Here is a 14,204-nt window from a genome sequence, read left to right as displayed (position 1 = left end):
CCTTTCTTGTTATGGCTCTACAGTCCGGATGCCATCCGGGGTTCTATCAACAGCTTTGCCGGATTGCATCCTGGCTGCGCTCCGACGCCTGTTGCAAGGCCACACCGGCACCGGTCAGGCCGGGGTACTCGGCAGTCACCAGCCACACCGGGATGCCGTGAAGGTAATCGCTCATGCAGCCCTTGTCGCTGAAACTCTTGGCAAAACCGCTGGCGAGAAAGCGCTCGGCAAAACGCGGTACCACGCCGCCAACGATATACACGCCACCGCGCGCGCCCAGGGTCAGCACGTTGTTGCCGGCCACACGGCCGAGCCAGCGACTGAACTGCTCCAGCACTTCGCCGGCGACAGGCTCGCCCGCCAGGCCGGCGGCGCTGATGGCCGCTGGCGTCGTATGCTGCGGCGGCTGACCGTCCAGTTCGCAGATGGCCCGATAGAGCACCAGCAAACCATTGCCGCTGAGTACGTCCTCGGCGCGCACGTGGCCCAGCTGTCGATACAGCACCTGCCAGAGTTCGGCCTCGCGCGGGCTGCCGATAGGCAGGTCGACGTGGCCACCCTCGCCCGGCAGCACCAGCCAGCTGCCATCTGCTTGCGCCAGCAGCGTACCGACACCGAGACCGGTGCCAGCGCCGATCACCAGAGCCGGACGCTCGGCCTGCGGCTCGCCGGGGCACACCTGCACGCGCTCATGCTCGGCGACACGGGTCATGCCCAGGGCCATGGCGGAGAAGTCGTTGATCATCAGCAAGCGGTCGATCTGCAACGCTTGGCAGAACGCCGCACGATCGATACGCCAGTGGTTGTTGGTGAAGCGAAACAGATTGCCGCTGACCGGTCCGGCGCAGGCTAGGCACACCGAACCAATGGCATCCGCAGACAGGCCCTGGGCACGCAGATAGGCGGCGATGGCCTGCTCCGGCCCAGGAAAATCAGCGGTCGCCATAACCTGCACCGCCTCCAGCTGCTCGTCACGCCACAGGGCGAAGCGTGCATTGGTACCACCGATATCGCCGACCAGTGCCAGTTTCACGCGAGAGCCTCCACACGCGGGGCGTTTCGCGCGATGGCGGCCGCAGAAGAATGAGGGTGCATGGCTATCGACTCCAAACCTGAATTATTTTTGTAGTTCAGACAACGCGCATCACAGTAAACCCGAAAAATCCCGCTATCAACCCGCTCAAAGTAGTAATAACAACAATATCCAGCGAGTCATCGTGGCAACTGCCACAGCCGCGACAGGGCGGACACAGGATCGCCCGCAGAGCGCATCTGCACCTGAGCATGACCCCGGACAATATCCGTGACCATGCTGCCGCCTAGACTCGGGCCTTTCCGAGTTCGCAAGGAGAGCAGCATGTCACCCGATGTCGTCATCGTCGGCGCCGGCCCCGCGGGCCTGTGCCTGGCGCGCGCCCTGTCCGGGCACGGCCTGTCCATCCTCGTGTTGGAACGCCAGGCCGAACAGGCGTTGGCCGAACCGGCCTTCGACGGCCGCGAAATCGCCCTCACTCACGGCTCGCAGGCGCTGCTCGAACGCCTGGGACTCTGGGCACGCCTGCCTGCCAAGGACATCGCCGTACTGCGCGATGCCCAGGTATTCAACGGCCCGTCGCTGTTCGCCCTGAAGATCCGCGCCGAGCAGGCCGGCGCCGAACGCCTCGGCCACCTGGTGGCCAACCAGGCCATTCGCCGCGCCGCCTACCAGGCCGTCAGCGACTGCGCCGACGTGCAACTGCTGTGCGCAACCAGCGTGAGCGCCATCCAGAGCAGTGACAACGAGGTGAAGCTGCTGCTCAAGGACGGCCAGGTGCTGCAACCGCGCCTGCTGGTCGCCGCCGACAGCCGCTTCTCGGAAACCCGTCGCCAGCTCGGCATCGGCGCGCAGCTCAAGGATTTCGGCAAGAGCATGCTGGTGTGCCGCATGCAGCATGAACTGGAGCACCAGCAGGTGGCCTGGGAGTGGTTCGGCTACGGTCAGACCCTCGCCCTGCTGCCGCTCAATGGGCGCCAGTCGTCCACCGTGCTGACCCTGCCGCCGCGCGAGATCGAGCGTTTGCAGAACCTCGACGAAGCCAGCTTCGCCCGCGAAATGGAGCAACGTTTCGACCGCCGCCTGGGCGCCATGCAGCTGGTCAGCAGCCGCCACGCCTACCCGCTGGTGGGCGCCTATGCGCGGCATATGGTCGGCAGCCGCTGCGCCCTGCTCGGCGACGCCGCCGTGGGCATGCATCCGGTCACGGCGCACGGTTTCAACTTCGGTCTGATCGGCGTACAGCTATTGAGCGACGCCCTGCTCGCGGCCCATGGCAAACGCCAGGACATCGGTGCGCCGGCAGTGCTGGCCCGCTATGAACGCCAGCTACGTGTGGCCACCTGGCCGCTGTACCAGGCCACCAACCTGCTGGTGGAGCTGTACACCAACGACCAGCTACCCGCGCGCCTGCTACGCGGCGCCGGGCTGCGCGTAGCGCAGGGCCTGCTGCCACTGAAAAAGGGCATCGCCCGCCACCTGACCGCCCAGGCCTGAGCCCTGAACGCGCGCGCCGGACCTGGCGCGCGCACCGACCCGATCCATCTGATATGCATCAGACAACAGTTTCTGAGTCTGTTTTGTTTTGCCCAGCCTCCCTACAGTTTCGCCATTCGCGCGGCTGCGCCCGCAATCACTGTATGGAAGGTTACCGCGATGCAATCTGCTGCTTCCCATCCGGCCTACAACTACAAGGTCGTCCGCCAGTTCACCCTGATGACCCTTTTCTGGGGCGTGGTGGGCATGTGCACCGGCGTGCTGATCGCCGCTCAGCTGGTCTGGCCGGCACTCAACTTCGACACCCCCTGGCTCAGCTTCGGCCGCCTGCGCCCCCTGCACACCAGCCTGGTGATCTTCGGTTTCGCCGGCAGCGCGCAGTTCGCCGCCAGCTACTACGCGTTGCAGCGCACCTGTCAGACCCGACTGTTCTCCGACACCCTGGCCGCCTTCACCTTCTGGGGCTGGCAGGCGACCATCCTGATCATGCTGGTGACCCTGCCCATGGGCCTGACCACCACCAAGGAATACGCCGAGATCGAATTCACCGGCGCACTGTGGATGGCCATCGTCTGGGTCGCCTACGGCATCGTCTTCTTCACCACGCTGACACAGCGCAAAACCCGTCACATATACGTCGGCAACTGGTTCTTCGGCGCCTTCATCGTGGTCATCGCCATGCTGCACATCGTCAACCACCTGTCGGTGCCGGTGAGCTGGTTCAAGTCCTACTCGATCTACTCCGGCGCCACCGATGCCATGGTGCAATGGTGGTACGGGCACAACGCGGTGGGCTTCTTCCTCACCACCGGTTTCCTGGGGATGATGTATTACTTCGTACCCAAGCAGGTGAACCGCCCGGTTTATTCCTACCGTCTGTCCATCGTCCACTTCTGGGCGCTGATCACCCTGTACATCTGGGCCGGCCCGCACCACCTGCACTACACCGCCCTGCCCGACTGGGCGCAAAGCCTGGGCATGGTGATGTCGATCATCCTTCTGGCGCCGAGCTGGGGCGGCATGGTCAACGGCATGATGACCCTCTCCGGCGCCTGGCACCTGCTGCGCACCGATCCGATCCTGCGCTTTCTGGTGGTGTCGCTGGCCTTCTACGGCATGAGCACCTTCGAGGGGCCGATGATGGCGATCAAGACGGTCAATGCCCTGTCGCACTACACCGACTGGACCATCGGCCACGTGCATGCCGGCGCGCTGGGCTGGGTGGCGATGATCACCTTCGGCTCGCTCTACCATCTGATCCCCAAGGTCTTCGACCGCGAGCAGATGCACAGCATCGGCCTGATCAACGCGCACTTCTGGCTGGCGACCATCGGCACCGTGCTGTACATCGCGTCGATGTGGGTAAACGGCATCACCCAGGGCCTGATGTGGCGCGCTGTGAACGAGGACGGCACGCTCACCTACTCCTTCGTCGAAGCGCTGGAGGCCAGTCACCCCGGCTACGTGGTGCGCCTGGTCGGCGGCCTGTGCTTCCTCGCCGGCATGCTGCTGATGGCGTTCAATACCTGGCTGACCCTGCGCAGCAAGGCCGCAGTGACGCAGGCCAACGGAGAGCTCGCCCATGCCGGCTGAAGTCTGGTGGATGATGGCCGTGGCGGTGTTCTTTCTCGGTGTGCAACTGAGCCTTGGCCGTGGCAGCCAGCGCGATCTCGACGAGGCGACCATGCTGCCGTTCGCCGACGACCCCGAAGTGGCGCGCCGGGTCGAACGCGACACCGGGCGCAGCACCCGCGGCTGCGCCTGCCCCGGTCACTGCGACGGGCGCTGCGCCTACCTGGTCCAGCGCGAATTCTGAAGGCTCAGACCCACTGGTCGTTGCGCTTGCGACGTACCCGCAGCATGGTCGGCAGGATCAGACCAAGCAGCAGACCAGCACCGGCGATGCTGCCGCCATACGCCATGTAGCGCATCAGTGCCTGCTGCTGTTCGTTACCCAATTGCGCCTGAGCGTCGCGCAGTTGCGAGCGGGTGCTGGTCAGCTCGGCGTCCAGCGCGCTGCGCGCTGCCTGCAGCTCGTCGATGAGCTTCTTGCGCGTGTCGAGGGTTTCCTGCATGCCCTGCACGCGCGCCTTCCAGGCATCATCGATGCCTTTGAGCTCGGCGGTCAGATCAGCGACTTTCTGTTCCAGTTGCGGCAGCCGCTCGGCCTGGCCGGGCACCGATTGCAGATCACGGCTGGGAATCCACACCGTGGAGCCGCTTTCACTGCGAACCTGGCTGTAGTCACCCTGGGTGCGCAACAGCTCTACCTTCTCCCCGGAAACCAGGGTGCCGACGATGCGGTAACCATCGGTGGGGCCGCTGCGCACGTAGGTATTGAGGCTATCGCTGACCCAACGCTGGTTACTGGCGGCCTCTTCAGCCAGCAGCGGCTGCGCACCGCCGAGCAGTCCGCCAAGCAGCAGGCAGGCGCCGAGAATACGGGGTTGAAATGGAGCATGACGAGATAAAAACATGGGGCGATCTTCACGTGGCAGTCAGACGAACCCGGAGAACGGGATGAGCGATGCCGGCCGCACGCAGGAACGCGTACTGAATCATGATCCAGGCAGGATCCGCGACGAAGACGCCACCCTAGCGGCAATTAGCCATCCATTCCTGCCGGTACGAGCCGACAGCAGACAGACATTGGGCCATTGCCTCAAGTTCACTCGGAGCGGGCGATGGGAGATGGACGGAACACCGAATCAGGCGTTCTGACGCTGCACGAAGGTGCAGAAATCCGCCAACGGCATCGGCCGACCAAGCAGATAGCCCTGGAACTGACGGCAGCCATTGGCCGCCAGAAAGCAGCGCTGCGCCTCGGTTTCCACGCCCTCGGCGACCACCGTCATGCCCATGCTCTGGCCGAGGGCGATCATCGTACGCACGATGGTTTCGCTGTTGGCATCGGTGAGCACATCGCAGATGAACGAGCGGTCGATCTTCAGCTTGCTCAATGGCAAGCGCTTGAGATGACTGAACGAGGAAAAACCAGTACCGAAGTCATCGAGTGAAAAACGCACGCCGCGCTCGACCAGCGCCGCCATCTTGCGCGTGAGGTCCTCCATGTCATGGATGATCAGCGTCTCGGTCAGCTCCAGTTCCAAGTGCGGCGCCTCGACGCCGTAGCGCTCGATCAAACCGAGCACTTCAGCGACGAAGCTGCTCTGCGAGAACTGCTTCTGGCTGATGTTCACCGCCAGGTCCAGATCGCGAAACGACGGCTCATCCTGCCACCGCCGCAACTGCACGGCCGCCTGCTCCAGCACCCACTGACCGATGGGGATGATCAGCCCGGTGCTCTCGGCATGCTCGATGAACTCGCCCGGCGCCAGCAGCCCACGCTGCGGATGCTGCCAGCGGATCAGCAGTTCGGCACCGATCACCCGGTTATCGCCGTCGAGCTGTGGCTGGTAATACAGCACGAACTGCCGCTCACGCACGGCGGCCCGCAAATCGCGATCCAGCTCGGAGCGCTCGGCGGTGTCGCTCTGCAGGATGTGCAGCAAGAAGAAGAACAGCGCCATGGCGACCAGGCCCTGGACCCAGGATCCGGCGATGCGCACGTCGTCGGGCAACGCATAGAGGTCGGTTGGTCGCCAGTTGGAAGCGGCCAGGGCGACGAAGAGCAGCAAGGCGAATATCGAAATGCCGTAACGCAGCCACAAGGGCTCATCACGAAAGGCCATCAAGGCCCCCACGGCTATCGGCAGCAGATACAGATGAGTGGCGCGCGGCGCTGCGACGGTTGGCGGATCGAGCAGCAGGGTCGAGGCGACGACGACCAGCATCAGCGTGCTGAACAGAATCAGGTTGGCGCTGCGCGCCTGATCGCGCAGGGTCAGCGCAAAAACCGCGATGCCACTGAGCACGATCGCCACATCCATGACGACGATGGCCCAATAGTCCCGTGAAGAAAAGAACAGCCCCCACGACAGGCCCATCACCACCATCACCCCGCTCGACAGCACACGCATCCGGCGCTCGCGACGCTGGCCGACCAGAGCCAGGTCCGAGCCATGCCAGAGTTTGCGCACACGCCTGCCGAAGGTCGAAAGTGATGGCATGGTGGAATCCTTATCCGATCCCTTCATTCTTGAAGCTGGCTGGCCGAATGCAAGTTTCCCAGCAGGTTTAATCCTGCCACAGCGAAGCCGAGCGCTGGCTGCAGCGCATTGGTGCCGGCGCCTGACGCCTGGCAGGGCCAGCTGACACCTGCCTCGTCGGCAGCGACCAGCCGCGAAACCCCATACCACCTGCAAAACCGGCGGTGTGCCTCGGCGCCCTTGCACCAGCGCGCATGAAAGGGCTTGCAAAACGGCCCAAACAGCTATACAAAAACTATACAGAAATTAATTTTGTACAATTTCAAGTAAGCCGACATGCGGTCCTAGCCTGCTGCGCTATGTGATATGCGCGCCGTGTTCGAACGATTACCCGAGGCCTGCGTAGTGCTGCCAGCCTCGGCGGCGCGGCCCTCGAAGAACGGCCAGGGCTTGGCACGGGTGATGGCCTTCGCTAGCGAGAAGTTCGCCGCCTGATTGCGGCGGCACTGAAAAGCTGCGCAATCCGACAACCCACTTCTCCCCTTCTTTGGGTTGTCGGATTTTTTTATTCATGATCTGTGGCCAGCGTCTGGCTGCAGCGGCTCGCAACTGCACAAGGAGGGATCATGACCAGCATGACCTCGCGTCTCTGCTCGACGCTGCTGCTCACGCTTGCACTGGCCTGCAGCCTCGCGCACGCCAACAGCCAGGGCCAATGGCGTGAGCAGTTGCCCCAGGCCAGCCTGATCGGCAGTGGTGATTTCAGCTGGTTCGGTTTCTCGGTCTACAACGCCAAACTGTGGAGCCCGGTCGCGCGAGTGGACTTTACCCAGCCTTTCGCCCTCGAGCTGACCTACCGGCGCAGCATCAGCCGGGAAACCCTGGTCGACACCAGTCTCGATGAAATCCGCCGGATCAATGGCGGGCCCCTCGACAACGAGCAGCAGGACGAATGGACGCAGCAGATGCGCCAGGCCTTCGTCGACGTCAAGGATGGCACGCGCATCACCGGAGTCTTCCTGCCGAACCAAGGCTGCCGCTTCTACGTCGACGGCAAGCTGCAACATGTCATCGACGATCCGCAGTTCGCCCGCGCGTTCTTCTCCATCTGGCTCGCCCCGCAGACCCGCAGCCCGAAACTGCGTGCAGCGCTGTTGGGCCTCAACCCATGAGGTATTCCATGAAAACCCTGTTGATTGCGCTGACCAGCCTGCTGCTGATCAGCTGCGGCCAGGTGCCGGTCGAGCGCTACGCCAGCGAAAAACCGGCACTCGATCTGCCCACCTTCTTCGCCGGGCCGGTGCAGGCCTGGGGCATGTTCCAGGATCGCTCCGGTGAAGTGATCAAACGTTTTCACGTCGACATCCAGAGCCGCCGTGACGGCGAGAAACTGATCCTCGACGAGCGCTTCCTGTACAGCGACGGCACGCGCCAACGCCGGGTCTGGACGCTGACCCCGGATGGTTCCGGACGCTGGATCGGCACAGCCGACGACGTGGTCGGCGAGGCCATCGGCGAACTGGCCGGCAACGCCCTGCGCTGGCGTTATCACCTCAACCTGCCGGTCGATGACAGCACCTATGTCGTCTACTTCGATGACTGGATGTACCTGATGGACGAAGACACCCTGATCAACCGTTCGAGCATGAGCAAGTTCGGCATCGAACTGGGCCAGGTGACGCTGTTCTTCCGCCGGGGCGCCGCTCAACCATGAGCCTCACCAGCCTGGGCAGCGGCTACAAGGCACTGGTCATCGGCGCCAGCGGCAGCATCGGCCAGGCTTTCTGCCAACAGTTGCGGGCCGACCCGAACTGCGCCGGTGTGCGCGAGCTGAGCCGCAGCAGCTCGCCGGCGCTCGATCTCGAAGATCCCGCCAGCATCGCCGCTGCGGCTGCCGCGCTGGCCGGGGACGGTCCGTATCAGCTCATCCTGCATGCTGCCGGGTTGTTGCATCGCGACGGCATCGCACCGGAGAAAAGCCTGGCGGCCATCGATGCCGAGGCGCTGCAGGCGGTGTTCCAGGTCAACGCACTGGGACCTGCCCTGGTGCTGCGCCACTTCCTGCCGCTGCTCGACAAACAGGGCGCCATGGCCATGCTCTCGGCCAAGGTCGGCAGCATCGGCGACAACCGCCTGGGTGGCTGGTATACCTACCGCGCCTCCAAGGCGGCGCTGAACATGCTGATCAAGACCGCCGCCATCGAGCTGGCGCGCAGCAAGCCCAAGGCGCGCCTGCTCGCCCTGCATCCCGGCACGGTCATATCAAAGCTGTCACAGCCCTTTCGTGGCGCTGCCGCCGCGCGCCCGGCAGAGCTCGCCGCCGCGCAGATGCTGCAGGTGATCGACAGCCTCGGCCCCGCGCACAGCGGCAGCTTCCATGCCTATGACGGCCAGCCGCTGGCCTGGTGAGGGTCCGCTACAAACCGCTGAACAGATCGTTGGAGTCGAGCAGGCGCCAGGCGATTTCCGGCCGCTTCTCCATGGCCCGGCGGATCGCTGCCGGTATGCTTTGCCGGGTCTTGCGACACAGCCCCGGATGCGCATCGAAGTGCATGTGGATACCACGCATGCTGCGCACCTCGCCGTGACTCGGTTCGATGTGCAGGCGAATGCCCAGTTGCTCGAGCAGGCGCTGCTGCATGCGCTGCAGGTCCTCCAGGCTTTGCAAACTTTCCAGGCGCTCGAGCAGGCGCTGTTCCTCGTTGCGCGTCAGCAGCAGCACACGCGTGTCGGCGCCCGGCACCTCCAGCAGCTCATCGCGCTGACAGTCGCAGGCACCCGGAGGGCAGGGATTTCGGAGGGGAAGCGGTGAATTCATGGCACTGATCATAGCCATAGCCGCGCGCGCTGCCCATCCACGCCCATCGGCTGGCTTGCCAGTGCCGCAGACTCCGTTAAGCTGACCCTATTGCCCTACAACCCCGATGCAAGGAAGAACACCATGTTGCGCCTCACCACGTTCGCTGCTGGCCTGCTGCTTTCGGCCAACGTCTTCGCCCTCTCCCTCGCCGATCTGAGCCAGCAGGACGCCAGCGGCGGCCTGAAAGATGCGCTGGTCCAGGGCGCCCAGGTAGCCGTCAAGCAACTGAGTGCCCCTGGCGGCTTCAGCAACAACCCGGAGGTACGCATCGAACTGCCGGGCAAGCTCGGCAAGGCCGCCAAGACCATGAAGATGATGGGCATGGGCGCCCAGGTCGACCAGCTCGAAGCGAGCATGAACAAGGCTGCCGAAGCCGCCGTGCCACAAGCCCAGGCGCTGCTGGTCGATGCGGTGAAGAAGATGACCGTGGCCGATGCCAAGTCGATCCTCAGCGGCCCACAGGACTCGGCCACCCAGTACCTGAACAAGACCAGCCGCGAACAGATTCGCGCCAAGTTCCTGCCCATCGTCAAGCAGGCCACCGACCAGGTGGGCCTGGCCCAGCAGTACAACGCCTTCGCCGGCCAGGCCGCCAGCTTCGGCGTGGTCGATGCCAAGAGCAGTACGGTGGAAGGCTATGTCACCGAGCAGGCGCTCGATGGCCTGTTCGAGATGATTGCCAAGCAGGAGGCCAGCATCCGCCAGAATCCGGCCGCTGCCGCTACCAGCCTGGCGAAGAAGGTGTTTGGCGCACTCTGAGCGTCCAATCACCAGCCAAACGCCCTGATGCAGTATCGGGGCGTTTTCGTTTGTGCATCAGGGCAAGCACAGCCGGTCGATCTGCGGCCTGGCGAAAAAGTAACCCTGCATGTAACGGATGCCCATCTCGAGCAGGGCATCACGCTCGCCCGCGGTTTCGATGCCTTCGGCAATGATGCGAATGCCCAGGCGCTGCGCCACCAGCACGATGCCGGCAACGATGGCCTGGCGCACCACGTCCTGATCGATGCCACGGGTCAGGGCCATGTCCAGCTTGAGGATGTGCGGCTGGAAGGTGGCCAGCAGATTGAGGCCCGAATAGCCGGCGCCGAAGTCGTCGATGGCGGTGGTAAAGCCCTGCCGCCCATACTCGGCGAAGATGCTTTTGAGGTGCTCGGCATCGTGAATCTGCTCACCTTCGGTGACCTCGAACATCAAGCGCTCGCGCGGAAACTCGAAACGCCTGGCCGCCTCCAGCGTGGCACGGATGCAGGTTTCCGCGCGATACACCGCATTGGGCAGGAAGTTGATGCTGAGCAGGCAGTCGGGGATCTCGAGCAGCCCCAGGCCGGCCGCCTGCTCGATGGCCTTGACCCGACAGGCCTGGTCGAAGCGATAGCGATTGCTGTCGTCGACCCGTTCCAGCACCTGCTGCGCCGACTCGCCATTGGTGCCACGCACCAGTGCCTCGTACGCGAACGGGCGCTGTTGCTGAACATCGAGAATCAACTGGAAAGCCATGGTGAAGTCGAACCCCAACGCCTTGAGATCGCGGCACTCGGCGCACCCCAGCGCGCGAAAGGGTTGGGGAAAGTTGCTGAGTCCATGTGGGTCGAGCTGCATATCCTTCTCCATCGCCACGTGCGGGAAGCCACAGTTTCCAGACTAGTCAAAAGCAAGAGAGCGTCATGTTTTTCACGCGCGGACCAAGCTCACCGACTCGATAGCGCAAGCTGATGCGCGGAAAGACCACCCACCAATGACCGTGCGCCACGCACACCGCCTCAGGTTTACCACGCTCACGCGCAAGCCAGACATCCAGGAAAAAGAAAACCCCGCCCAGCGAGTAGCCGGGCGGGGTTTCTTGGTGCCGTTGCCAGGTCAGGCGCAGGCTGCTTGCATCTGCCGATGCGTGTCGATGAGGTGCTGCACCACGCCAGGATCGGCCAGCGTGGAGATGTCGCCGAGAGAATCGTATTCGGCGGTAGCGATCTTGCGCAGGATACGGCGCATGATCTTGCCCGAGCGGGTCTTCGGTAGGCCTGGAGCCCACTGAATAACGTCCGGTGTGGCGATCGGGCCAATCTCCTTGCGCACCCAGTTGCGCAGCTCCTGGCGCAGCTGCTCGGAAGCTTCCTCGCCAGCATTCAGGGTGACGTAGACGTAGATGCCCTGCCCTTTGATGTCGTGCGGTACACCGACCACTGCGGCCTCGGCCACTTTCGAGTGGGCGACCATGGCGCTCTCGATCTCGGCGGTACCCATACGGTGGCCGGAGACGTTGAGCACGTCGTCGACGCGACCGGTGATCCACCAGTAACCGTCTTCGTCACGGCGCGCACCGTCACCGGTGAAGTACATGCCACGGAAGGTCTTGAAGTAGGTGTCGACGAAGCGGTCGTGATCGCCGTACAGAGTACGCGCCTGACCCGGCCAGGAGTCGATGATCACCAGGTTGCCTTCGGCAGCGCCTTCGATGATGTTGCCCAGGTTGTCCACCAGCGCCGGCTGTACGCCGAAGAACGGACGCGCGGCGGAGCCCGGCTTGAGGCCATGAGCCCCCGGCAACGGGGTCATCAGGCAGGCACCGGTTTCGGTCTGCCACCAGGTGTCGACGATCGGGCAACGGCTCTGACCGACGTTCTCGTAGTACCACTGCCAGGCTTCCGGGTTGATCGGCTCACCGACCGAACCGAGCAGGCGCAGGCTGGAACCATCGGCGCCTTCGACCGCGGCCTTGCCCTCGGCCATCATGGCGCGAATGGCAGTCGGCGCGGTGTAGAGGATGTTGACCTTGTGCTTGTCGACGATCTTGGCAACGCGCGAAACGTCCGGATAGTTCGGTACGCCTTCGAACATCACGGTAGTGGCGCCGTTGGCCAGCGGCCCGTAGACCAGATAGGTGTGGCCGGTGACCCAGCCGATGTCGGCGGTGCACCAGAAGACCTCACCCGGACGGTAGTCGAACACGCGCTCATGGGTCAGCGAGGCGTATACCAGGTAGCCGCCGGTGGTGTGCAGCACGCCCTTGGGCTTGCCGGTCGAACCGGAGGTGTAGAGGATGAACAGCGCTTCTTCGGCGCCCATTTCCTTGGGTGCGCAGACGCTGCCGGCAACCTTCATCAGGTCTTCGTACCAGATGTCACGATGCTGGTTCCACTTGATTTCGGAACCGGTGCGCTGCACCACGATGACCTTCTGGATGCTGCGGGTCTCGGGGTTGGTCAGGGCGTCGTCGACGTTGGCCTTGAGCGGTACTTTCTTGCCGCCACGCAGCCCTTCGTCAGCGGTGATCACCACCTTGGACTGGCAGTCGATGATGCGCCCGGCCAGTGCCTCGGGCGAGAAACCGCCGAACACCACCGAGTGGATCGCGCCAATGCGCGCACAGGCCAGCATGGCCACCACGGCTTCCGGGATCATCGGCATGTAGATGGTTACCACGTCGCCGCGGTGCACGTCCTGGCCGCGCAGGGCATTGGCGAACTTGCACACTTGCTCGTGCAGTTCGCGGTAGGTGATTTCCCTGTGCTCGGACGGGTCGTCGCCTTCCCAGATGATCGCGATCTGATCACCGCGCTCTGCCAGGTGACGGTCGAGGCAGTTGTAGGAGACGTTCAGGGTGCCGTCGGCGAACCACTTGATGTCGACGTGGTGATCGTCGAATGTGGTCTGCTTGACCTTGTTGTAGGGCTTGATCCAGTCGATCCGCTTGCCCTGCTCGCGCCAGAAACCCTCGGGGTTGACCACGGACTGTTGGTACATGGCCTTGTAGGTGGCCTCGTCAGTGAGGGTCCGCGCGGCCACTTCGGGACGCACAGGGTAAAGAGACGCAGCACTCATGAAATCACCTCGACGGGGAGTTGTTTTTGTATGGTGTCTTTTGTATCCCCCGACCCTTCGTGAGGCCATTCGACCATGGTCTTACCGCTCTAAGACCATGGTCTTGAGGCCCTGCCTGGCGCATGCCGAGCCAATTCGACAGCGTCATGGATACGTCGACATGACGAAAAAAAGCCCGGCACAAGGCCGGGCGCAGAGGTAGACACGGTATCGACAGCTGCCCTAGTTCATCCCCAGCCAGTTCGGCAGGGCCATGGACACGGCCGGGATGTAGGTGATCACCATGAGGAAGCTGATCAGCATCATCAGCCACGGCAGCGCCGCGCGGATCACCGCCGTCAGCGGCATGCCGGTCACCGCCGAAGTGACGAACAGGTTCAGCCCCACCGGTGGCGTGATCAGGCCGATCTCCATGTTCACCACCATGATGATGCCCAGGTGGATCGGGTCGATGCCCAGCTGCATGGCGATCGGGAACAGGATCGGCGCCAGGATCAGGATGATCGCCGACGGCTCCATGAAGGCACCGGCGATCAGCAGCACGATGTTCACCACCAGCAGGAACTGCCACGGCTGCAGGCCCAGCTCCACCACCCAGGCGGTGATCTGCTGCGGGATCTGCTCGGTGGTCAGCACGTGGGCGAAGAGCATGGCGTTGGCGATGATGAACATCAGCATGATGGTCAGCTTGCCGGACTCCAGCAGCACCTTCGGGCACTCGCGGATCTTCAGGTCCTTGTACACGAACAGGGCGACGAAGCCGGCGTACACCGCGGCCACGGCCGCAGCCTCGGTCGGGGTGAACATGCCGGTGTAGATACCGCCGAGGATGATCACCATCAGCAGCAGGCCCCAGAACGCTTCACGGGCGGAACGCAGCCACTCGCGGAAGCTGGCGCGCGGCAGGGCCGGCAGCTTCTTGATGCGCGCGACGATGTAGATT

13 protein-coding genes and 1 pseudogene are annotated in these 14,204 nt (G+C 63.7%); 7 read left to right on the top strand and 7 right to left on the bottom strand.

Translation table 11 applies throughout. The features are described 5' to 3' along the window. Positions 1-46: 46 nt before the first annotated feature. Complete coding sequence (locus tag PCLY_RS01745; RefSeq protein WP_061237528.1) at positions 47-1,033, bottom strand: glucokinase; 987 nt, start codon at positions 1,031-1,033, stop codon at positions 47-49. Between the two features lie 324 nt (positions 1,034-1,357). Here PCLY_RS01745 and ubiM point away from each other — a divergent pair, with 324 nt between their 5' ends. The 3 genes from ubiM (at position 1,358) to PCLY_RS01730 (ending at position 4,346) form a co-directional block, all read left to right on the top strand. Continuing rightward, complete coding sequence (gene ubiM / locus PCLY_RS01740) at positions 1,358-2,530, top strand: 5-demethoxyubiquinol-8 5-hydroxylase UbiM (protein ID WP_061237527.1); 1,173 nt, start codon at positions 1,358-1,360, stop codon at positions 2,528-2,530. 159 nt (positions 2,531-2,689) lie between these two features. Then, a complete protein-coding gene (gene ccoN / locus PCLY_RS01735; RefSeq protein WP_061237526.1) occupies positions 2,690-4,123 on the top strand; it encodes a cytochrome-c oxidase, cbb3-type subunit I in 1,434 nt (477 codons plus the stop codon). Beyond that, on the top strand, positions 4,113-4,346 hold the full coding sequence (locus PCLY_RS01730) for a cbb3-type cytochrome oxidase subunit 3 (protein ID WP_061237525.1): 234 nt from the start codon (positions 4,113-4,115) through the stop codon (positions 4,344-4,346). Before ccoN ends, PCLY_RS01730 begins: the two co-directional genes overlap by 11 nt. Before the next feature lie 4 nt (positions 4,347-4,350). Here the strand turns inward: PCLY_RS01730 and PCLY_RS01725 are convergent, their stop codons facing one another. Together PCLY_RS01725 and PCLY_RS01720 are read right to left on the bottom strand one after the other, a co-directional pair. After that, entirely contained in the window at positions 4,351-5,007 is a 657-nt protein-coding gene (locus PCLY_RS01725) for a TIGR04211 family SH3 domain-containing protein (protein WP_061237524.1), read from the bottom strand. Positions 5,008-5,238: 231 nt separating this feature from the next. Further along, entirely contained in the window at positions 5,239-6,600 is a 1,362-nt protein-coding gene (locus PCLY_RS01720; RefSeq protein ID WP_061237523.1) for a putative bifunctional diguanylate cyclase/phosphodiesterase, read from the bottom strand. A 605-nt stretch (positions 6,601-7,205) separates the two neighbouring features. Between PCLY_RS01720 and PCLY_RS01715 the strand changes: the two genes are divergently transcribed. Genes PCLY_RS01715 through PCLY_RS01705 form a run of 3 tightly spaced genes read left to right on the top strand, consistent with a single transcriptional unit; the run spans position 7,206 to position 8,988 of the window. Next, entirely contained in the window at positions 7,206-7,751 is a 546-nt protein-coding gene (locus PCLY_RS01715) for a chalcone isomerase family protein (protein WP_061237522.1), read from the top strand. Positions 7,752-7,759: 8 nt separating this feature from the next. Beyond that, positions 7,760-8,293 (top strand): DUF3833 domain-containing protein, encoded by a 534-nt coding sequence (locus tag PCLY_RS01710; protein ID WP_061237521.1) that lies wholly within the window; start codon positions 7,760-7,762, stop codon positions 8,291-8,293. Then, positions 8,290-8,988 (top strand): SDR family NAD(P)-dependent oxidoreductase, encoded by a 699-nt coding sequence (locus PCLY_RS01705; RefSeq protein WP_061237520.1) that lies wholly within the window; start codon positions 8,290-8,292, stop codon positions 8,986-8,988. Before PCLY_RS01710 ends, PCLY_RS01705 begins: the two co-directional genes overlap by 4 nt. Before the next feature lie 7 nt (positions 8,989-8,995). Here the strand turns inward: PCLY_RS01705 and PCLY_RS01700 are convergent, their stop codons facing one another. Continuing rightward, positions 8,996-9,397: a hypothetical protein gene (locus PCLY_RS01700; protein WP_061237545.1), complete on the bottom strand. Its 402-nt coding sequence runs from the start codon at positions 9,395-9,397 to the stop codon at positions 8,996-8,998. 123 nt (positions 9,398-9,520) lie between these two features. Here PCLY_RS01700 and PCLY_RS01695 point away from each other — a divergent pair, with 123 nt between their 5' ends. Further along, positions 9,521-10,198, top strand: coding sequence for a DUF4197 domain-containing protein (locus PCLY_RS01695; RefSeq protein ID WP_061237519.1), 678 nt, complete (start codon positions 9,521-9,523; stop codon positions 10,196-10,198). Between the two features lie 57 nt (positions 10,199-10,255). On the opposite strand, the gene PCLY_RS01690 is transcribed toward PCLY_RS01695, so the two are convergent. The 3 genes and pseudogenes from PCLY_RS01690 to dctM all read right to left on the bottom strand — a co-directional run. Beyond that, on the bottom strand, positions 10,256-11,041 hold the full coding sequence (locus tag PCLY_RS01690) for an EAL domain-containing protein (protein ID WP_082767992.1): 786 nt from the start codon (positions 11,039-11,041) through the stop codon (positions 10,256-10,258). 258 nt (positions 11,042-11,299) lie between these two features. Continuing rightward, positions 11,300-13,261 carry an acetate--CoA ligase gene (gene acs, locus PCLY_RS01685; protein ID WP_061237517.1) on the bottom strand — a complete coding sequence of 654 codons (1,962 nt, stop codon included), beginning with the start codon at positions 13,259-13,261 and terminating at the stop codon, positions 11,300-11,302. Positions 13,262-13,483: 222 nt separating this feature from the next. Continuing rightward, positions 13,484-14,204 (bottom strand): annotated as a pseudogene (dctM, locus tag PCLY_RS01680) (C4-dicarboxylate TRAP transporter large permease protein DctM); the annotation flags it as partial.

It is taken from the genome of Ectopseudomonas composti, assembly GCF_001567565.1.
Lineage (GTDB): Bacteria > Pseudomonadota > Gammaproteobacteria > Pseudomonadales > Pseudomonadaceae > Aquipseudomonas > Aquipseudomonas composti_A.
The sequence above is the reverse complement of the archived record's forward strand: the minus strand, read 5'-3'. Positions and strand labels throughout refer to the sequence as shown.